This window comes from Mycobacterium sp. E1747, assembly GCF_001667775.1.
GTDB lineage: Bacteria > Actinomycetota > Actinomycetes > Mycobacteriales > Mycobacteriaceae > Mycobacterium.
The window spans coordinates 1-20,244 of sequence record NZ_LZJI01000128.1; the positions used below are offsets into that span (position 1 = coordinate 1).

19 protein-coding genes are annotated in these 20,244 nt (G+C 68.0%); 6 read left to right on the forward strand and 13 right to left on the reverse strand.

Going from position 1 to position 20,244, the window contains the following annotated elements:
* Positions 1 to 6: 6 nt before the first annotated feature.
* Positions 7 to 1,017 carry a MinD/ParA family protein gene (locus A5695_RS12600; protein WP_231974808.1) on the forward strand — a complete coding sequence of 337 codons (1,011 nt, stop codon included), beginning with the start codon at positions 7 to 9 and terminating at the stop codon, positions 1,015 to 1,017.
* On the opposite strand, the gene sigI is transcribed toward A5695_RS12600, so the two are convergent.
* Complete coding sequence (sigI, locus tag A5695_RS12605; protein WP_068081924.1) at positions 1,014 to 1,892, reverse strand: RNA polymerase sigma factor SigI; 879 nt, start codon at positions 1,890 to 1,892, stop codon at positions 1,014 to 1,016. The two genes, A5695_RS12600 and sigI, sit on opposite strands and share 4 nt — an antisense overlap.
* 110 nt (positions 1,893 to 2,002) lie before the next feature.
* Between sigI and A5695_RS12610 the strand changes: the two genes are divergently transcribed.
* Together A5695_RS12610 and A5695_RS12615 are read left to right on the forward strand one after the other, a co-directional pair.
* Positions 2,003 to 2,845, forward strand: a complete 843-nt coding sequence (locus A5695_RS12610) for an NAD(P)H-binding protein (RefSeq protein ID WP_068081927.1) — start codon at positions 2,003 to 2,005, stop codon at positions 2,843 to 2,845.
* A 10-nt stretch (positions 2,846 to 2,855) separates the two neighbouring features.
* Complete coding sequence (locus A5695_RS12615) at positions 2,856 to 3,296, forward strand: nitroreductase family deazaflavin-dependent oxidoreductase (RefSeq protein WP_068081933.1); 441 nt, start codon at positions 2,856 to 2,858, stop codon at positions 3,294 to 3,296.
* A 95-nt stretch (positions 3,297 to 3,391) separates the two neighbouring features.
* On the opposite strand, the gene A5695_RS12620 is transcribed toward A5695_RS12615, so the two are convergent.
* Positions 3,392 to 3,673 carry a WhiB family transcriptional regulator gene (locus tag A5695_RS12620; protein ID WP_068082074.1) on the reverse strand — a complete coding sequence of 94 codons (282 nt, stop codon included), beginning with the start codon at positions 3,671 to 3,673 and terminating at the stop codon, positions 3,392 to 3,394.
* Between the two features lie 500 nt (positions 3,674 to 4,173).
* Between A5695_RS12620 and A5695_RS12625 the strand changes: the two genes are divergently transcribed.
* On the forward strand, positions 4,174 to 5,259 hold the full coding sequence (locus A5695_RS12625; protein ID WP_068081935.1) for an FHA domain-containing protein: 1,086 nt from the start codon (positions 4,174 to 4,176) through the stop codon (positions 5,257 to 5,259).
* A 205-nt stretch (positions 5,260 to 5,464) separates the two neighbouring features.
* Here A5695_RS12625 and eccA read toward each other — a convergent pair whose 3' ends face one another.
* The 11 genes from eccA to A5695_RS12680 all read right to left on the reverse strand — a co-directional run bounded on the left by eccA (position 5,465) and on the right by A5695_RS12680 (position 18,166).
* Complete coding sequence (eccA, locus tag A5695_RS12630; protein WP_068081941.1) at positions 5,465 to 7,303, reverse strand: type VII secretion AAA-ATPase EccA; 1,839 nt, start codon at positions 7,301 to 7,303, stop codon at positions 5,465 to 5,467.
* Between the two features lie 40 nt (positions 7,304 to 7,343).
* Positions 7,344 to 8,906, reverse strand: a complete 1,563-nt coding sequence (gene eccE, locus A5695_RS12635; RefSeq protein ID WP_068081944.1) for a type VII secretion protein EccE — start codon at positions 8,904 to 8,906, stop codon at positions 7,344 to 7,346.
* Positions 8,903 to 10,564, reverse strand: a complete 1,662-nt coding sequence (gene mycP / locus A5695_RS12640; protein WP_068081947.1) for a type VII secretion-associated serine protease mycosin — start codon at positions 10,562 to 10,564, stop codon at positions 8,903 to 8,905. Before mycP ends, eccE begins: the two co-directional genes overlap by 4 nt.
* Positions 10,549 to 12,078, reverse strand: coding sequence for a type VII secretion integral membrane protein EccD (gene eccD / locus A5695_RS12645; RefSeq protein WP_082946040.1), 1,530 nt, complete (start codon positions 12,076 to 12,078; stop codon positions 10,549 to 10,551). The genes mycP and eccD overlap by 16 nt, the downstream gene beginning before the upstream one ends.
* Complete coding sequence (locus A5695_RS12650; RefSeq protein ID WP_156749611.1) at positions 12,075 to 13,100, reverse strand: MinD/ParA family protein; 1,026 nt, start codon at positions 13,098 to 13,100, stop codon at positions 12,075 to 12,077. Before A5695_RS12650 ends, eccD begins: the two co-directional genes overlap by 4 nt.
* Before the next feature lie 131 nt (positions 13,101 to 13,231).
* Entirely contained in the window at positions 13,232 to 14,062 is an 831-nt protein-coding gene (locus A5695_RS12655) for an ESX secretion-associated protein EspG (RefSeq protein ID WP_068081953.1), read from the reverse strand.
* 141 nt (positions 14,063 to 14,203) lie between these two features.
* The gene (locus A5695_RS12660) at positions 14,204 to 14,494 is read right to left on the reverse strand and encodes a WXG100 family type VII secretion target (protein ID WP_068081956.1); all 291 of its coding nucleotides are present in this window, start codon (positions 14,492 to 14,494) and stop codon (positions 14,204 to 14,206) included.
* 52 nt (positions 14,495 to 14,546) lie between these two features.
* Positions 14,547 to 14,870, reverse strand: coding sequence for a WXG100 family type VII secretion target (locus A5695_RS12665; RefSeq protein WP_068081959.1), 324 nt, complete (start codon positions 14,868 to 14,870; stop codon positions 14,547 to 14,549).
* 110 nt (positions 14,871 to 14,980) lie between these two features.
* On the reverse strand, positions 14,981 to 16,168 hold the full coding sequence (locus tag A5695_RS12670; RefSeq protein ID WP_068081961.1) for a PPE family protein: 1,188 nt from the start codon (positions 16,166 to 16,168) through the stop codon (positions 14,981 to 14,983).
* 43 nt (positions 16,169 to 16,211) lie between these two features.
* A complete protein-coding gene (locus A5695_RS12675; protein WP_068082080.1) occupies positions 16,212 to 16,517 on the reverse strand; it encodes a PE domain-containing protein in 306 nt (101 codons plus the stop codon).
* Between the two features lie 320 nt (positions 16,518 to 16,837).
* Positions 16,838 to 18,166 (reverse strand): sensor histidine kinase KdpD, encoded by a 1,329-nt coding sequence (locus A5695_RS12680; protein ID WP_068082082.1) that lies wholly within the window; start codon positions 18,164 to 18,166, stop codon positions 16,838 to 16,840.
* Positions 18,167 to 18,400: 234 nt separating this feature from the next.
* Between A5695_RS12680 and A5695_RS12685 the strand changes: the two genes are divergently transcribed.
* Both A5695_RS12685 and A5695_RS12690 read left to right on the forward strand, forming a co-directional pair.
* Complete coding sequence (locus A5695_RS12685; RefSeq protein WP_068081964.1) at positions 18,401 to 19,003, forward strand: TetR/AcrR family transcriptional regulator; 603 nt, start codon at positions 18,401 to 18,403, stop codon at positions 19,001 to 19,003.
* A gap of 26 nt (positions 19,004 to 19,029) precedes the next feature.
* Positions 19,030 to 20,241: an acyl-CoA dehydrogenase family protein gene (locus A5695_RS12690; protein ID WP_068081965.1), complete on the forward strand. Its 1,212-nt coding sequence runs from the start codon at positions 19,030 to 19,032 to the stop codon at positions 20,239 to 20,241.
* The last annotated feature ends 3 nt before the right edge of the window (positions 20,242 to 20,244 follow it).

A 20,244-nucleotide genomic window follows, 5' to 3' on the forward strand; every position in this document is an offset into this window, starting at 1 on the left:
GGCCAGCTGCGCCCGCGTGCGTTTGTCGGCATGGCCGCCGGCTCTGCACCGCGGCCGCCTGCGCAGGCCGCTTCGGCCCCGGTCGCACCCGTCGGCCCCAAGCCCGCCCCGTCGGGCGTCGATGCGGTGCCCGATCGCGGTTGGCGACGTGTTCTCCGGCGGATGACTTTCGGCCTGGTCGCTCTCGGCCCGTCACCGGCCCAGCAGCAGGACGCGCAGTTCGAGACGATCATCCGTACCCGACTGCACGGCAACTACAAGGTCGGCGTCCTCGGCAAGGGTGGGGTGGGAAAGACCTCGGTGGCCGCTAGCGTTGGATCGCTGTTCGCCGAGCTCCGGCGGCAGGATCACACCGTGGCGATCGACGCCGACACGGCGTTCGGGCGCCTCAGCAGCCGAATCGACCCGGCGACCACCGGCTCGTTCTGGGAACTGACCGCCGACAAGAATCTGCAGTCCTTCGGCGATGTGGTTGCCCGCGTGGGACGTAATTCCGCCGGGCTCTACGTGCTCGGCGGCGAGCCGGCGTCGGGCCCCCGCCGGGTGCTCGATGCCGCGATCTACCGGGAAGCCGCGTTACGCCTGGACCGCCATTTCGCGATCTCGGTCATCGACTGCGGTTCGACGATGGACGCGCCGGTCACTCAGGAGGTGCTGCGCGATTTGGACGCGCTGATCGTGGTCTCCTCGCCGTGGGCCGACGGCGCGTCCGCCGCCGCCAGGACCATGGAGTGGCTGGCGGACCACGGCTTCGACACTCTGCTGCAGAGCAGCATCGTGGTGCTCAACGATTCCGACGGCCATGCCGACAAACGCACGCGGGCGCAGCTGGCCCGGGAGTTCACCGACCACGGCCGGCCGGTAATCGAGGTGCCCTTCGACCCGCACCTTCGCCCCGGCGGCGTCATCGATGTGAGCCGCGAAATGTCGGCCGCCACGCGGCGGAAGTTCCTCGAGGTCACCGCGACAATCGCCGGCTACTTCGCATCCCGCTCCGACAACCAGCGGCCGACCTAGGCCTGCTCGACGACATTGCCCGTCCGCGCGGACGGGTCGGCGATCGCCTCGATCTTGGCCACCCTGGACCCGCGGATCGTCAGCACGATGACCGCAAACAGCCGGCGGTGGCTGAACGCCAGCAGCACCGGCTGCCCGACGGGGCCGCTGACCAGCGTCACGTCCGGCCACAGGTATCGCAGCAGGTTGGATGCCACCGCATCCGGCCCGTGGTTGATCTGTGGTGGCGGCGGCGGGTCGGCGAGAATGGTGCCGACGCCCCACACCGTCGGGTCCAGCACCGCGGCCAACCCGGCAAGGTCGCCGTTGGCGCATGCGGTGATGAATCTTTCGGTCACCAGCTGATGCTCGGTTGGGCCCACCATGTTCGTGGCGGGTTGGGCGGCAACGAATTTCGCCCGCGCGCGCCGCGCCAGCTGCCGGCACGTACCGACCGGGCGGCCCACCGTTTCGGAAATCGAGTCGAAGGGGACGCCGAACACGTCGTGCAGCACGAAGGCGACCCGCTCCCCTGGACTGAGCCTGCGCAACACCTCGAGCAACGCGGCACGGATCTCGTCGTCCAGGGTCACCCGGTCGGCCGGATCGGAGCGGTGCGGCGCCGGCCGCTCTGCGACCTCACCCGGGCGTTCGTAGCGAGCGCGGGCCGAGCGCACCTGGTCCAGGCAAAGCCGGCTGGCCACCACCGTCAGCCAGCCCCGGACGTCCTCGATCTCACCCACCTCGGCCCTCGACAAGCGCAGAAACGCTTCCTGCGCAATATCTTCGGCCTCACCGATGTCGCCGAGCATCTGGTAGGCGAGGTTGACCAGATACGGGCGGTGACGACGCCAGGCGTCGGCGACCTGGTCGCTCGCTGATTGCGACTGGTTCATGTCTCTTCGACGATCTGCTGCGGCAAAAAGTTACGGAATGTCCGTTGTAACTTTCCCACCTCGCGCCCCGTCCTTGGAGCACCGCAAAAAATCCTCGAAAGGAACGATCCATGACGATTGTGATCACCGGCGCGACCGGTAACGTCGGGCGGCCCCTTGTCACCGCGCTGGTGGCCGCGGGGGCCCCGGTCCGTGCAGTCACCCGCGCTCCGGATAGCGCCGGACTTCCCGCCGGTGCCGAACTCGTCGGCTCGGCGGCCGACGCGCTGCCCGGAGCATCGGCGGTGTTCCTCAACTCCCGGGCGCTGGGCGCGGACCTGGAGAAGGTGGTGACACGATGCGTGCGCGCCGGTGTCACCAAGCTGGTCGCGCTTTCGGCCATCAACGCCGATGACGACTTCGCCCGGCAACCGTCCCGCTTCCGCGGAGACCGCAACAAAGAAATCGAGCAGCTCGCCGTTGACTCCGGCCTGGCCTGGGTGAGCCTGCGGCCCACCGTGTTCGCGACCAACTTCGCCGGCATGTGGGCACCACAGCTCCGCGCCGGTGATGTGGTCTATGGGCCATACGCCGCAGCCTCGACGGCGCCGATCGTCGAAAGCGACATCGCGGAGGTGGCGGCTCGGGCGCTGCTCACCGATGACCTTGTCGGACAGCGGGTCCCGTTGACCGGTCCGCAGGCCTTCACCAATTCGGAGCTGGTCGAGGCCATCGGCACCGCCTTGGGCCGGCCGCTGCAGTACTGCGAGATACCCAACGCCGCTGTGCGTCAACGGTTCATCGCGTTGGGGTTTCCGGCAGCCTTTGCCGACGCCTATATCGCCATGCTCGCCGCGACGCTCGACGCGCCCGCGCTGGTCACGCGCGACGTCGAGAAGATCCTCGGACGGCCGGCAGCCCCGTTCGCCCAGTGGGTCGCCGAGCGTCGCGACGTTTTCTCCGCCACCAGTTAAGGAATCCGACATGTCCCAACCGCGCCCACCGCGCTACCTCAAGCCGATGAACAAGGTGATGATGGCGGTCCAACGGCTCGGAATCCCCACCGGACCCGCCATGGTGCTCACGGTCCCCGGCCGCAAGTCGGGACGGCCACGTAGCACCCCGATGACGCCGTTCGAATTCCGGGGCGACCTGTACGTAGTGGCCGGCTATCCCGGTGCCGACTGGGCTGCCAACGCCCGGGCGGCGGGCACCGGCACGCTCAGCCGGGGCCGACGATCACAGCAAGTCCGGATCGTCGAACTCTCCGCCGCCCAGGCCCGGCCGGTGTTGCGGGAATTCCCCGCCAAGGTCCCCGTCGGGGTGGCATTCGCGAAACGATCCGGAATGGTGCGTGATGGAACGGCTGACGAATTCGAAGCACTTGCGGGGCGGCTGACCGTCTTCCGGTTCGAGCCAACGTAGTGGCCCGCGCCTGTCCTGAAATCCCAAAGGGAAAGCGGTGCAACGGTTTCCATAGGGACCCATCGCCGACCCGAAGTGCGCAGTCATGGACGGGGCTAGGCCGACTTCGCGGTCTCGCGCACGGGGTATCCGTTGCGCTCGGCCAGGGATCGCAGTTGACGCAGCGCAAACGCTCGAGGGCGGCCCCCCTCGGGGATCACCACGCCAGCCCACAGGCCTTCCGCGCCGGCCGACTCGACGGCTTCCCGGGCGCACATCCAGCGGCGGGGGCACGCCCGGCACGCGGCGATGGCGTCGGCGTCCGGGGCGGTGGTCCAGCGGTCCGGGTCCTGCGTGCAGGCGCCGAGCGGGATGTTGAACAAAGGTGTTGCGGTCATGAGGTGATCCTTCTGAAGCATTGCGTTCAGCTCGTATGTTTCGCAACGGTATAGAACCAACCGCTGCGATGCAACAGTTTGCAGCCGGCCTGCATCGGTTAGCTCCAGCGGATGCATCGCGTGCTCATCCCATTGAGGCGCCCCGGTGGCCGCTAAAAGCGTTTGAACGTTGCTTTCATGGTGGTCAACCCGTGGTCCTCGGTCAGGACCGACGGCGACCCAACCGTAGCGCTCAGGCGGGAACGCAGGCTCGGAGCCTTGAACGGAGCCGGAGCCCCGGCGTCCCCGAACCGTAGCGCGACGAGCGCCGGCTTCGGGCGGGAAGTGCGCGGTAGCGATCACGGAACGGGGCCAGCGTAGCGATGCAGCGTTCTGCCCGCGCCAGTGCGCACCTGTGAGTCAAAACGTAGCGGCGCGCGATGGAAATCTGACGGGTGCGACGGTTAGGATTACAGCGGCGGAAGGCCCGCCTAGCTGCCTCGATCGAGGAACCACCGCAAATGCCCCGAACCGAGTCGCGTTCCGACCTCGCCCTCTTGGTCGTGCACAGCGGTGCTGAGTCACATGAGATCGAGCCCGGTCGGGGTGTGGTGACCATTGGCCGAGACCCGCAGGACGACGTGCGGATCGACCAGATCTCCGCGGAGCACCTGCACGCCGAACCCGTGGATGGTTCGTGGCGCATCGTCGACAAGGGACCGAACGGCATGTTCGTCGACGGACAACGTACGAGCTCGGTGACGGTGACGGGCAAAACGACGGTCCGGCTCGGCGATCCCAGCTCGGGCGAAGTTCTCACATTCGAGATCGTCACGCCCCCAAGCACCGGTGGCGAACCGAAATCCGACGGCGGTGAGCCAGATCCCGGCATGGTGCGCGCGGGCGCGGCCGCCGCGGCGCGCCGTCGGGAACTGGGCATCAGCCAGCGCAGCCTGGCGTCCGACGGCATCATCAACGCCGGGGCCCTGATCGCATTCGAAAAGGGCCGCAGTTGGCCGCGCGAGCGCACGCAGGCCAAGCTCGAGCACGTGTTGCAGTGGCCCGCCGGGACCATCTCGCGGATCCGCCGCGGACAGCCCGACGCCGACGAAGAGATCTCGACTGCCGCCGCGCCCGACACCACCAAACCAGCGACACAGGCTCCGCAATCCGATGCCCCCACGTCACTGATCGCGCAGGCGATCGTCGCCGCCGTGGATGGTTGCGGCCTGGCCATCGCGGCATTGCCGTCGGCCGACGACCCGGAATTCACCGAGCGCACAACCCCGATCCTCGCCGATCTTCGGCAACTCGAGGCCATCGCGGTTCAAGCCACCCGCATCAGCCGGATCACACCCGAACTGATCAACGCCCTGAGTACAGTTCGGCGCCACTACGACGAAATGATGACGCGCGCTGCGACCGCCCCGGCCGCCCCGCTGGCGCAACGCCTCTATGCGGCCCGGCGGCGGGCGAACCTTTCGCCCGCCGAGACGGCCGAGGCGGCCGGGGTGACCGAGGAAATGATCGTACGCGCGGAGGCCGACGAGGCGGTGCCCGCCGGCGTCGCCCATGCGATCGAAACGCTGATCGGCCACATTAACTGAGGGCGGCGCGGGCGACGTCTTGTCCCGCCAGTCCCTCGCGGTCACCCAGCCAGCCGAAGCTTCGCCCACGCAACTCGCTTCGCACGCGAGCATAAAGGCGAATGCAGCGTCGTCAGCCGCGGCGGCTGCAGTCGTTGGCGATGGGCCTGCGAGCATCCCCAGCTTCCGGGGCCCCGTCCGGAACGCCATTTCCGGCGGCTTACGACTACCAGACGATGGCCGCCATGTCACGATTGTCCGAACACACGCTGCGCACCGCGGCCTCGATGTCGGGGGCGGTGATGATCTGCAAATCCTCGACCGTCACCGGCTGGCCCGCGCGCTTCTGCGCGACCACGCGGGTGTCGCGGAAACCCTCCGCACGTTCAATCACGTTGCGGGCGAATCGGCCATTCTGCATGGCGTCGATGCCGTGCCGCCCGCCGGGGGTCGTGTAATTGCGGATGGTGGTGGCCGCGTCCAGAAAGGTCGCGCGCGCTTCGTCGTCGAGCATGCTGGCCCGCGGCGCGGCATAGCGCTGCCCGATCTCGACGATCTCGGCCGGGGAATAGGACTCGAATCGCAGTTTACGGTTGAACCGGCCGGCCAAACCCGGGTTCACGGTCAGGAATTCGTCCACCTGGTCCTCGTAACCCGCGCCGATGAAACAGAAGTCGAAACGGTGCGCCTCCAGCGCGACCAGCAGCTGGTTGACGGCCTCCATGCCGATCATGTCAGGTGTGCCATCCTGGTGGCGTTCGATCAGCGAATAGAACTCGTCCATGAAAATGATTCGGCCAAGCGACTTTTCGATGAGCTCGTTGGTCTTGGGGCCCGACTCACCGATGAAGTGCCCGCAGAAGTCGGAGCGACGCACCTCCCGGATCTCGGGGTGGCGCACGATCCCCATGCCGGCGTAGATCTTGCCCAGCGCCTCGGCGGTGGTGGTCTTACCGGTGCCGGGCGGCCCGACCAGCAGCATGTGGTTGGTCTGCCCCTCCACCGGCAGCCCATGCTCGAGGCGCATCGTGCGCACTTCGAGCTGGTCTTCGAGCGCGGACACGGCCTGCTTGACCGCCGCCAGCCCGACCTGTTTGGCCAGCAGCGCGCGCCCCGCGGCGAGCAGCTCGGCGCGCCGCTCGGCGGTGGCGTCGTCGTGGAGCTCGTCGCGGCTCTTGGCCGTCGACGCGTCCCAGCGATCGGCGCGGCTGGCGATGGTTTCCTCGTCGGTGACGACCAGGTGCAGGTTGGGGTCGGCCAGCGCCTCCTTGGCGGCGTCGGTCAGGACGCCGTTGATGGTCGCCTTCGACAGCCAGACCTGGGCCTTGTCCTCCTCCCGCAGCTGGCGGTGCACCATCCCGCGCACATACGCCAGGTCGGCGACCAGCAGCGGGATGTCGGCCGGACCGATGGACGCGGTCAGCACGTCCGCATCGAAGCGGCCCGACGCGTTGGTCTGCCCGATCACGTCCACGCGGTCGAGCCAGTCCAGCGCTACCCGGCCCTGCCCGAGGTGCGCGGCGGCGTGGGCCGCCAGCGCGCAAATCGACGCCGTCACCGCGGACATCACGATGGCCTGTGGCGGCAACTCCTCGGCCGCGGCCAACAACACGTCTGGCCAGCGCTGCGTGGTGTACATCAGGAAGGCGCGGGCCAACTGGTGCCACTGATAGTTCGCCCACGAATCCAGCAGGTCCCGGTTGGCCAGTAGCCTGTCGGCCTCGGCGTATTCCCCCGCGATCGTCAGCGCCGACGACAACGCGAGGCCCACCTGGGATGCGTCGGTCACCGTGATGCCGATGTAGGGACCCAGCTGAATCTCCGCGGCGAGCGTCTGCCCGATGCGGGTGGTCTCGCGGTGCAGCCACTCGCTGGTGGCGTACAGCTTCTTCAGCGAGGCCAGGTCGTGGTCGCCGCAGGCGATGCGACCCAGCCACGCGTCGGCCATCGACGGGTCCGCGTCGGTGGCCGCGACGAAGTCGGGCAACGCCGCGGCCCGGCCCTGCCTGCTCTTGACCGCCATGGCGCGGTCGAAATGCCTACGGGCAGTTTGCAAATCACCCATCGTGTGCGCTCATCCGTATGCCTTTTTGACTCTTGACGTTTCAGATGCCGGCGGACATGGTGACCGGCTCGAGGCTCACATAGCGATTCTCGGCGCGGAACATGTCCATCTCGGCCAGCCAGTCCCTACCCGCCGCGCTGACCCGCACCGACGCGGGACCGACCTGCTCGATGATCACCTCGAAGTTGTGCCGGTGCCCCTCGGGGAGCCTCGTGCCAGACGGGGCGACCGTGATCACGGTCGCGGGCCGCGGCGTGGGCGAGATCGGAGCGACATGCTCGACAACGCTTACGGTGGTGCGCGGCGCGGGCCGTGGCGTGCTGACGACGCTGATCTCCGGCATCCGCACGGTGGCCCAGCGGGTCATGTCGCGGGTGTGCACGCACACCCGTTCCCCCGCGCCGGCCGTACGGATCACGATCCGCTTGGCGACCGGGTCGTCGGCGGCAACGAAAATCCGGGACAGCTCCCCGGCGTCGGTGACGGGGATCAGTAGCCGGTCCCCGTTGCTCAGCTTGCCGATCAGCACGCCGGACGGGCCGATCTCGGTGAGCAGGTGTTCGGGCAGCGGGCTGGGCCGCAGCGCCCGCAGGTAGGGCCGCGGACCGCACATGTTGGCCGCCGCCGCGGCGGCCTGCTCGCCGTTGAGCCGACGCAAGATCACGCTGGGCGGGGTGGGAGCCGGCGTCGGTGTGCGCACGGTGATGGTCGCGGTGCAGGTCGCGTCCGGGTACACGGTCACGTTCTGGATGACCTCGTCGGCGCGTAGCGTCCACGCCTGCGACAGGACGCGTGACGTGATCGCCTCGGCGGGGTAGGCGTATGTCGTCATCCACCCCGCCTCACCGCGGATGGCCTTCCATCGTTGCGTGTCCCCCTCGATGGCGTCGCACCCCAGCCGGCGGTCGAGCTCGGCCAGGTCGGTGGCCGTGGCCACCTTCGCCCGCAGCCCCTGGCAGCGCAGCAGCCCGGCGATGCGCTGCGCAACCGAAATTGCTGCCGCCCCAACGGTTGTGCGCCAGCGGAGCGCTTGTGCGTTGTCGATGATCGACAACCGCATGATCAGCCAGGTCTCGCGCCGGCCCGCGTACGGCGGGGTGCCGATCTCCGAGTCATACACGCGTGGGTAGTCCCCGATGTTGCCGTGCCGGGAACCGAGCGAGACGACGCTGATCGAATCGAGCTGCAGGCCCAGCGCCTGGCGCAGCATCGGCACCAATTCGACGGCGTCGATGACGTTGTCGGTCTCGACCGTCACCGAACCGGTCACCATGGTGGCCTGGTGCGCCCTGCCCAGCAGCTGCACGGCCACCACCGCGACACCATCCTGGACGCGGACACCGCCGCCGGATCGGTTGTTGGCCACGGTGATTGGCGCATCCCAGTGAATCGGGCGCCGCCCGCGCCGCCACAGCACCACCCATGACCACGCCGGCTGGCCCCACCAGCGGACGAACACCACGGCGACGCCGACCACCACGGCGACACCCGCACCGATGTACCCGCCCACGGCCCAACTCGCCACGGCGAGCAGGAACAGCACCCAGACCCCGAGGACCCGCCGATTGCTGCCCGGGCTGAACCCGGTCAGCTTGGAACTCACCGCGCCCGCCTCAATCGGGCCGCGATCGCGGCGACGAGAACGCCGGCGGCCACCGCGCCGACGAACCCGATGGCGATGTTGCGCGCCCGGTGGTCCGCCGGTGGCGGTGGCGGCGCGGGCCTGATGATCCGACTCTGGGCGCCCGGGGGCATCTTGTCACCCGGCGGGATGTTGAACGTCAGTGCCGCAACGGGATCGACGAGTCCGTATCCGACCTTGTTGTCGACGCCGGCAGGCGGATTGTGCGCCGACTGCACGATCCTGTTGATTACCTGATGCGCGCTCAGGTCGGGGAACTTCGCGCGAACCAGCGCCGCGACCCCGCTGACGTAGGCGGCCGAGAAGCTGGTGCCCCAGAACGGCATGTTCTTTTCACCCGGCCTCGACGGGGGGTAGGCGTTGACCGGCCCGCCGCCCTGGGGCGACAGACCCATGATGTGGGTGCCCGGCCCGGCGACGCCGACCCAGGGTCCCGACATGCTCTTGTCGAGCGCGGCCCCAGTGGCATCGACCGCGCCGACCGACAGGACGTAGTCGGAGAACCACGATGGCGACGAGACGACCTTGACCTGATGCCAGTCGCGGGGATCCGACGGTTCCAGCGGGTCATACATCGGGTTGTTGTTGCAGCCGGCTTCCCCGTCGTTCCCGGCCGCGGCGACCACCACAGCGTCCTTGACGGTGGCGGCGTACCACAGGGCCGCGCCCAACGCCCGCTGGTCGGCGGGTGCCGCGGCGGGCAGGCATGCGGTGACCGAGATGTTGATCACCTTCGCACCCATGTTGGCCGCGTGCACCACCGCGCGCGCCACCGTGTTGAGCGTGCCGGCCTTGACCTTCTCGTCGGAGTTGGGGTCCCCCGGCCCGGGGTTGACCGGCTCAAAGGCCCTGGACGACTGGCGAATTGAAATTAGGGTCGCGTGCGGGGCGACCCCCACCACCCCGTCGGGTGCTCCCGGCGGAAGCGGGGGCACCGCGGGCTCGTCCTCGGTCTGCGGATCAGTCGGCCCGTTGGAGGCGGCGGTCGCGCCGCCTCCCTCGGGTGGCGGCGGTGGCGGTGGGGGTGGCGGTGGAATCACCTGAGTGATCGTCACCGGCGGCGGCGGTGGCGGTGGCGCGACCGGCGGCGGGACCTCGACCGGCGGCGGCGGCGCGCCGCTGGCCGGAGGAGGTCCGGCCGGGGGAGGAAACGCCGGTGTCGACGGCATCGGTCTCGGCATGGGCAGGACCCCGAGTGGTGCGGCGGCGATGATCGAGCCGACGATCGTGCCGTGCGCGTCGCAGTCCGAGAGTCCGTCCTCGCCCATGATGTAGTCGCCGCCGGGCACGGCCGGCAGCCGCGGGTTGGGTGAAACGCCGGTGTCGATGACGGCCACCGGTACGCCGTTGCCGGTGCTGTATTGCCAGGCCTTGCTGATGTTGAGCAGGTTGAAGCCCGGCGCCAGCTGCGCCACGTCGGGGTTGCGCACGGTGATGGGGGTCGAGCAGCTGTTGGCGCGCCGCATCGGTTGGTCGCTTCGGGGCGGCCCGTCGGGGGGCACCATCCCCGGATCGACTTGTGGGGGCGTGATGGCCTGTGCGGCAGGGATATTCGCTGACAGCGCGACCAGGGTGACGGCCGCAGTCACCGCCGCCGCGCGCTTTAGTGGCGAATCCACGTAAACAGCCCTCCCAGGGCCGCCGCCGCTGGCAGCAATACGATGAACGCGAACACTTCCACCCATTCCACGGTCAACCGGATCAGGGGCCTGAACCGCACCGTTGGCACCAGCAACGCCACGGCCAGCCCGCATGCGGCGAAGGCGGCCACCGCGACGGCGGGCCAAAGCAACCCGCTGACAACGTCTTTCGGCTCCGCGATGGCATATTTGACCACGCCGGCGCACACGGCGGCGGCGGCCCCACAGGCGAGCGCGACGGCCTGGTACTTGGCGGCGAATCCCCTGCCCTGGGTGATGAAGATGCCCACCACCAGCCCGGCGACCACCAGCGCCAACCAGGCCCACGGGCGCCCCGGCGTCAACACCCCCCACACGGCGGCGGGAAGGACGATCGACACCCCGACGCAGATGCCGACCTGCACCGCGTTGACCAGCCGCGCGGAGGCGGCGATGGCCGCGCCGCGCGCGGTGATGTCGGTCAATTCGTTGTCCTCGTCCTCGGATTCGTCCTCGCTGACCGGCGAGACCGTGTCGACGGGCATGCCCTCGCGCCGGGCGAACAGGTCGCGGCCGGTGATCGATCCGAAGTGCGGCGGTCGCACCCGAGCCACCCATAATGCGATCATCGGGGCCATCCTGACCAGGATCAGCAGTCCGACCAGCACGCAGATGGCCAACACCTGCGCCGAGGCCGGACGGAACATCCGGACCGCGGCAACCGCGGCCAGGATCCCGCACACCGTCACCACCGCGGTGACCGCCGCGGTCTGCCACCGCTTCCGCGTCGTCACGCCGATGGCGATGGCACCCAGGATCACGATCACGAGCCCAATCAACCCGTGCGCCGCCCCCAGGCTGCCCGGCGGCGCGCAGGCGCCCGCGACCGCCAGCACCACCACCGCCAGCCAGCCGAACCCGCTGAACAGGTCGCGCCGCTCACGCCACCCCCACCAGACGATGAACGTCGCGACCACCAGCAAGGCACCGACGGCGCCGGCCACCGCGGCCGGGATGGGGCTGTCGGTGAACGTCCGTGCGCGCAGCGTCAGCGCCACCACCACCGCAGCCGCCATCGCGATGATCGCGACCGCGGTGTGCGCCGCCGTCAACGGCGTCACCGGGGCGAACATCCGGTCGCCACCCTCACGGCCCAGCCACTTGCCCATCGCCGCCAGACCGGTCGACAGCGACTCGTACTGCGGTTCGAAGGACTCGCCGGCGACGCGGGGCACCAGCACCAGGGTGTCGCCGTCCTGCACCCCCAACTCGTCCAGGCTCTTGTTGATGTCGAGGCGCACACCGTTGATCTTGTGCAGTTCGTAGCTGCCCGCCGGCAACGTAATGCCTTCAAAGCCTTTGCGCTTCAAGTCGGCGTCGAAGAGCTCGACCATTCCCTCGAAGAATCCCTCCACCGGAATTCCGGCCGGGAACACTTGTGAGCAGAGATGCTTCTCGTAGGAAATGTTGACCGCACAGCGCGCCGGGAAGGCGACCTTATGCGCTGATGTCACGGCGTCGTCCGCTCCGCATCCGGAATGTATTTGTCGGCCAAGCCGGCGGTAATTTCAAAAAGCCGCAACCGGGTCTTTTTCTTCAATTCATGAACCGTGTCGATGAGGCCGCCTTTGGCCAGGTGCGGATCGAACGGCATCTCTTCGACGGTCGCGCCGACCTTGCTGAACCGCTCGGTCAGGTAGGCCAGCGCATCCTTGTCGGTGATTTGATCGGTGTGGTTGATGATCACGGTGCTGCGCGAAACCAACTCGTGGTAGCCCTGCGATCGCAGGTAGTCCACGGCCCGCAGCACCGGCCGGGACCGGTCCGCGGTGATGCCGGAGACGAACACGAGGGTGTCGGTGTTCTCCAGCACCGGCTTCATCACCTCGTGCTCCAAATCCGGCGACGTGTCGACGATCATCACGGTGTGGGTCCGCCGTAGCCGCGACAACACCCCGGAGAACATCGCCGGCACCAGCGGGCGGGGTTGGTCTGATGTGCGGTTTCCGGCGAGTACGTCGAGCCCGATCGGGTTCTGCCCCAAGTGTTCCCGGATGTCGGCGTAGCCCTGCACGTCGGTGTCGTTGATGATCGCGGTGTAGTCACCCGGCGGCGACTCGTCGATACGGTCGGCCAGCGTACCGAAGCCCGGGACGGCGTCGATCGCAATCACGTTCTGCGGGCGGCATTCCCGAAACACGCCACCGATGCAGGCGACCATCGTGGAAACCCCGACACCGCCCTTGCCGGAAACCACCGTGATCACGTACTGCCGCCGGATGTGCCGCCGGATACGGTTCTGCAAGTCCCGGTAGTGCCGCTCAGCGGGCGATTCCCCGGGGTTTATTTTTTTAAAAGAGATGACGTAGATGAATTTCCGCCAACCCGAGCCTGGAGGAATCTTCCGAGGCGCGGCCAGATCGGTAATGCGCATGGTGTCGGATACCGAATCCGGGAAGTTGCGGCCCCCTGACGGCTCCCCCCGTCTGAGCGCCCCTTCGTCCGACATATTCGGGTCATTCCAAGGGCTCGTCACTTCGCGATGCTAACACGCGCGGCGATACCACGTTTACCGATCAAGAAACCCTTCAAGCACGTAACAGGTTGCTATTCCAAGGCATTGGTTAACTGGCTTATCCTGGGTCAGTTGAGAAGTCGGCCGCCCGGTCAGACCACCCGCCGATACGAATACCACTCGTCGCCGGCGGGCAGGCGGCGAATGAGCCGCTGGACGGCGCCACTGATGTCGCTGCGCGAGCCGGGCGACAGGATCTGGTAGCGGCGCTGCCCCGAGATCACGTTCTCGACGCAGACGCGGCCCGCCGGGGTGTCGATGATGGACACGGTCGAATCGCCGACGGCGACCCGCGCCATCTCGTCCGGCCCGACCCCGGCCTGCAGCCCCACGATGGCCGCGTGCGCCGAACGCGCGGGGTCGGCGGCCATGGTGACGATTTGCAGCTGGTCGACGTCGAGGTTCTGGCTGAGCAGAAACGTCCGGAGGCTGGCGGCGTCGCGCACCGAGGCGAGCAACTGCTCGGTGTCGAGAGTGACCGGCTTCAGCGGGGCCACCTCGGCCACCCCACACAGCCGCTCGACCTGCCCCACCACTAGATCGCTGGCCCCGCCCTCGTCATTGGCGGTGCCGGCCGGGTACAGGCGGATCAGCTCGGCGTGGCGTTCGAGCACCACCCACCAGCTGGCGAAGCGGCAGATGGACGCCCGGGTAGGTTCCCGTCCCGGGACGCCGATGTTCACCAGCAGCGCCAAGTCCCGCCGCAGCAGCACCGTCAGCCACTCGCGGATCATCGGGTCGACATTGCCCGCCTCGTCCAGGGCGCCGGCGGTCCGCAACTCGTCCGCGATCGGGTGGCTCAGCGCGCGCTCGGGGGTGTCGAGCCGCGGCAACAGCGGCCGCAGGCCAAGCTCGGGACAGGTCTGCTCCACCCCGGCAACCGCCTGCAACACCCATAGGCCATCGACCGTCGTCGTCAGCATGTCACTTCGCTTTCAAAGCCACGCGTCCTTGACCGGTGGGCTCACACCGAAGGGGGGCACATGCGCTCAAGCGCATCTGCCCCCCTTGAATCGCATTCACCCACCAACGCCCAATCAGCAGATCGGAGCCCGGGCGGTGGATCAACCGAACAAGTGGCCGATGTTCTGGTCGGTCGCGAGCGCGTTGTCCAGGACGTGGGAGGTCGTCATGCCGTGCTGGCTCACCGTGTCGATCAGCCCCTGCAACCCGGACAGCATTTGCGCCTGCGCCTCGAAGAATTGCTTCGCGCCGTGACCGGCGAAGAATTCCGTCAGCTGGTTGGTCCGGTTCGAGGTGTCGTCGTAGATCCCCTGCAGCTGGCCGGCGCGCGATCCGATGTCGGATGCGAAATCGGCTACGGCACCAGGATTATAGGTGATCGGGTTGGACATTGTGCATTTCCCTTCAAAAGGCCGATTGTGAAATTACGAATGGGGGATGGGGTTAGGAGCCGTGGCCGCCGAATAGCGCGCTGAACGCGTGCGTCGAATCCGCCTCGTGGTGTTCCATCAACGCCGCCGCCTGCTTGAGACCCTCGGCCAGGCGGGTTCCGCCGTTGAGCACCTTGTTCAGGTCGTTCTGGACTTCGATGGCCGTCGCGTGGGACGCGGTCACGGCCTCACCCGACCAGGTTGACGGGTTCATGACATTTTCGTGATTCGCAATGTAGCCCTGAGCGATCGCGATCGCATGTTCCATATTCGCCTGGATGTGGTTGGACGCATCGCGAAGCACCTGCGCCGATACTTGGATTGTTGAACTGTCCACTTGCGGTTTCTCCTAACTACTGATGCCCTCCCCCGGAATTCCCTGGGGCATGGAGCGAAGTGTATGGCTGCTGTATTTATCTGTCGATTCACCCTTGGCCGGGGCCGGCTTCACACTCTGGTGTCGACAACCCGCACCGTCGCGGGCTGTTCGGTCTTGTCTCGGGATCCGCGTTCCCCTCCTGCCCCATGCCCCACCGGCATGCCGCCCATTGGTGTACCGCCGCCGACCGTCGTGGTCTGCGGACGAATGGCCTCGGCGCCCAACGCCCCGCTTGGGCGCAGCCCAACGGGCCGGCCGCTGCTGGCGGGTTCGAATGCGCTAACGGGGCGGGTGAAGCTGGTCGCGGGCATGCCGGCGCCGCCCAGGGAGGCGGCCCCGCCGCCGCCCGATGCGCCGACGGCCGAGATCTCCGTCGCAGAGACCGCCGAAACTCCCGGCGCCGCCCCGGCCATGGCACCGGGGTTGGCGAACATGCCCATCATCGATTGCAGCGGCTGCATCATCTGCATCGGCGCCTGCATCATCTGCATGGGAGCCTGCATCACCTGGGGGACCGCGCCCATCATCGACTGCACGGGTTCCATGAACGAGCCGGCCTGACTCATGAAGTCCTGGCCGCCCGACGCCGCCTGGCCGGCGCCCTGCGTGCCCGTCTGGGCGCCCTGCATCGCGGCGCGCATGCCGTCACCGGCTCCGACGTTGGCGGCGGCCTGCCCCACCGCCGCGGCCGCCTCCGCCGGCGCGGCCGGCGACGCGCCCATGGTCGCCAGCGGCGGCGGAATGGCGAGGCTCTCGCTCAGCGCGGTCAGGATGGTTCCGTAGCTGGCCCCGACGGCGGAGTTGTTCGGCCACATCGATCCGAAGTACTCGAGCTCTAGCGACGTGATGCGGGGCGTCAACGCTCCCAACACGATTGGGTTGATGCCGTAGTCGGTGGCGCACTCGGTGCGGTTGGCGAGGCATTCAGGCGCCGGGCGCATCGTGCCGTAGGCCATCTGATACGCCGAGACCGCGGTCGAGACCACCGCGGGTTTGACGTCCACCCACCCGGCGAGACCGTGCAGCGACGCGTTCAGCGCGGTGGCGTTGGCGGCAGAAGCGAGGGAGCCGACACCGGTCCAGCTCGCCGACGTGGCGACGGTGTTGATCTCCGACGCGATGCTCGAACCGTGATGGGTGGCCGCCAGCGCCGTCCACGCGGCCTGGTTGGCCAGATGGGTGATCACGCCGGCACCCGCCTTGAGCAACATGTCGTTTTCCTCAGGCGTACGCGCGGCCCACCCCGGATCCGCCATGCCGCACTTCCCCCTTTGCTCCCGCTGATGGCGTAGCTGGCTGTTATGCGCCTATCGCCAACGCCAAGCTACGCATGAGTTCGGTGACGACGTATGTGCCCGAGGCGATGCTCTGCGCGCCGGCGAACAAACCGCGCTGAGCGGAGTGCTCGGACACCACCCCCAGATAGCTTCCGCCGCAGGCGTTCAGCGCCGCCGCGAACATCGCCGAGTCCGGGTCTGCGCCCATCGGCATGACCCCCAGCAGCACGGGCGCGGCCGCCGAAGCCGCCGCCTGAGTTTCGGCGCTGATACCCGACTCCGCGGCCGCCGACGCCAGCACAGCCTCCGATTGCACCTGCAGCACCATGATTTCCCTCCGATTGCTCAGCGTCATAAGACGGGCTTGGTGCATCAGTCTAGTGCGGTTCCACCGTTCGTGTATTCACTCGCATTCGTCAGGGCTCCCGGCTGGAATTCCGCGATTCACCTGACGGTGCCTATTCCCGTTATGAGTCATCCGTCAAACAACCTCGCAGGCCACTGCAGGCACACAGGTCACGCGGTGACCGGGCGCCCGCGGGGAATCCTGCGAATGGCTGGCAGTAATGAGCCCGATATTTGATGTCGCCTAAACAAGCCTAAACAAGAATGTCCGAGGCTTTTCCGACGTGGAAATGCCGACCGGAGCTACGCGGGTCCGCGACCGTCGCCGGCCAGGTTCAGCAGCAGCCGGGTGCCCCCGAGCGGACTGGTCTGCAACGCCGCCGTGCCCCCATGCAGTTCGGCCTGTTGGGCGACTAACGCCAACCCCAGCCCGGAGCCCGACCGCGATGCCGTGGAGCCGCGGGTGAAGCGCTCGAAGACCGCGGCGCGCTCGGACTCCGGGACGCCGGTGCCGTCGTCGTCGACCGCAATCTCGACGCCCTCGCTGGAGCTGCTCACGGTGAGCTGGATCTTGCCGGCGTTGCCGTGCTTGACGGCGTTGGCGATGGCGTTGTCGATCACCAGCCGCAGGCCGGTGGGCAGCCCCACCATCAGCACGGTCGGCGAGGGCACCAGCGACACCTCGACGTCGGGATAGATCCGCAGCGCGTCGTGCGCGGCGCGGTCCAACAGTTCGGTGATGTCGAACGGGACGAAGTCGTCGACGGTGGTCAGCTCGCCTTGCGCCAACCGTTCCAGCGCCGTCAACGTCCCTTCGATGCGACTCTGGGTGCGGATGACGTCGCCGATCACCTCTTGACGCTGCTCGCGGGGCAGGTCGAGGGTCGACAGGACCTCCAGGTTGGTGCGCATCGCCGTCAGCGGAGTGCGCAGCTCGTGGGAGGCGACGGCGGCGAAGTCGCGCGCCGACTCCAGCGCAGCCTTGGTGCGCTGTTGTTCCTTGCCGATGCGCGCGAGCATTCCCTCGACGGCTTCGGCGATCTCCACGGCCTCACGCACCCCGCGCACCTGGACCTCGTCGGGGCTGGACTGGGCGTTGATCGCGCGGGCCTGCTGCGCCAGCAGCAGGAACGGGTTCACCATGATCAACGAGATCACCCAACCGACCACCACCGTGCCGCCGATGACGCTGGCACAGATCAGCAACACCCGCAGGTGTAGCTCGTTGATCCGGTGTTGCGCCTCGGCGAACGGAGCGGCCAGCGCGATCGATGCCGGGCCCGCCGAGAAGGTGCGGACGCGGTATTGCACGCCGTTGATGGTCGTGTTGGCGTAGCCGTTGGGCAGCTTGGGCAGCACGATGTTGCTGGGCGCCGAGACAGTCACGTCGCCGATGCGCGCGGTGCGCACCAGGTTGCCGTCGGGCATGGGCTGGTCGGGGCTGGCGTGCGCGACGTTGTTGAGCAGGGAATTGATGTCACCCAGGCTGCTGACCGAGTCGAGCCGACGGTCCAGCTGGCTGTATTGATCGTTGGTGACACCGACCCACACCCAGGTGCCCAGCAGCACGACGAGGGTGATGACCGCCAAGGCGGCGACGACGACGATCGTGCGCAGCGACAACACCCGCATCGGCAGCTGTACGTGCGGTAACACGCGAATGTCACGCTCCTCTGGTGCGCTCACGGCGCCGGCCGGCGACGGTGTCGACATCCTGACCACAACCCTCACACCCTTCGCGAGTCGCCGCGTTCAGGCGCCGTGGCGTTTCGCAGAGAATCTAGCGCCAAAGTTCGAGCCGATGTCCCGCGCGGCCCTGACCACGGTCGTTTTGCCCCTAACGTGGTGAGTGAGTACTCTCTCACCATGCTCGCCTCCGGACGCGATCGGCTGCTGGCCGAGGCGCTGAAGCTTTTCGCCGCCAAGGGCTACGCGGCGACGTCGGTGGCCGACATTCAGCGGGCGTCGGGTCTGGCTCCGGGTTCAGGAGCGCTGTACAAGCACTTCGGCTCCAAGCGCGAGCTGCTCGAGGCCGCCGTCGCGCACCGCATCGACAGCATCGTCGCGGCGCGCGAGCAGTACGACGCGGGGCAGCCGGGCAGCGTCGAGCAGGCGGTGCGCACCGCCGGGCAGCTGATCTGGAGCAATCTCAAAGAGAGCGAGGACCTGCTCAAGGTCATGCTGCGGGAACCCGAGGAATTGGGCGACCTCGACGAGAAGACGTGGCAGATCATCACCGACAACGCCTATCAGCGCTTCGCCGACGAACTGGCCGCGTCGAATCGCTCCGGCCGCACCCGCATTCCCGATCCCGAGGCGGCCGCGGCGGTCGCTATCGGGTCGCTGTCCTACGCCGCGACGCTGCAGGCGCTGACCGGCCGGCTGCCCGGCAACATCGACGAAGAGCGGTATTTCGAGGCGTGGGTCAACCAAACCGTCAGCGTCCTTGCCCAGTACGAAACCCATTGAACGCGAAAATCTTTCAGGAGTAGACCGTGACTTTCTCACTGCAGTTGACCGACGACGTGATCGAGGTGCGCGACTGGGTGCACAAATTCTCCGCCGACGTCATCCGGCCCGCCGCCTCGGAATGGGACGAACGGGAGGAAACTCCATGGCCGGTGATCCAGGAGGCCGCCAAGGTGGGCCTGTACTCCCCCGACTTCTTCGCGCAGCAGGCGGCCGAGCCGACCGGACTCGGCATGCTCACCGCGTTCGAGGAGATGTTCTGGGGTGACGCCGGCATCGCACTGTCCATCATGGGCACCGGCCTGGCCGCAGCGGCGTTGGCGGGCAACGGAACTCCCGAACAGCTGGGCCGGTGGCTGCCCGAGATGTTCGGTACCGCCGACGAGCCGAAGCTGGGGGCGTTCTGCTCTTCTGAACCTGACGCCGGGTCCGACGTCGGGGCCATCCGCACGCGGGCGCGCTACGACGAGGCCACCAACGAGTGGGTGCTCAACGGCACCAAGACCTGGGCAACCAACGGCGGCATCGCAAACGTGCACATCGTGGTGGCGTCCGTCTATCCCGAGTTGGGTACCCGCGGGCAGGCCACGTTCGTCGTGCCGGCGGGCGTGAAGGGTCTGGCGCAGGGCCAGAAATTCAAGAAGCACGGGATCCGGGCCTCCCACACCGCCGAGGTGGTGCTGGACAACGTTCGCCTGCCGGAGGACCACATCCTGGGCGGCCGGGAGAAGTTCGAGGCGCGCATCGCCCGGGTCAAGTCGGGCACCTCCGCGCGCAGCCAGGCGGCGATGAAGACCTTCGAGCGCACCCGGCCCACCGTCGGGGCCATGGCCGTCGGCGTGGCCCGGGCCGCCTACGAGTACGCCCTCGACTATGCCTGCCAGCGCGAGCAATTCGGCCGCAAGATCGGCGAATTTCAGGCCGTGGCGTTCAAGCTGGCCGACATGAAGAGCCGGATCGACGCCGCCCGCCTGCTGGTGTGGCGCGCCGGCTGGATGGCGCGCAACAATCAATCCTTCGACGCCGCCGAGGGGTCGATGGCCAAGCTGGTGGCCAGCGAGACGGCCGTCTACGTCACCGACGAGGCGATCCAGATCCTGGGCGGCAACGGCTACACCCGCGACTATCCGGTGGAGCGGATGCACCGCGACGCCAAGATCTTCACCATCTTCGAGGGCACCAGCGAGATTCAGCGCCTGGTCATCTCGCGGGCGCTGACCGGGTTGCAGATTCGGTAACGG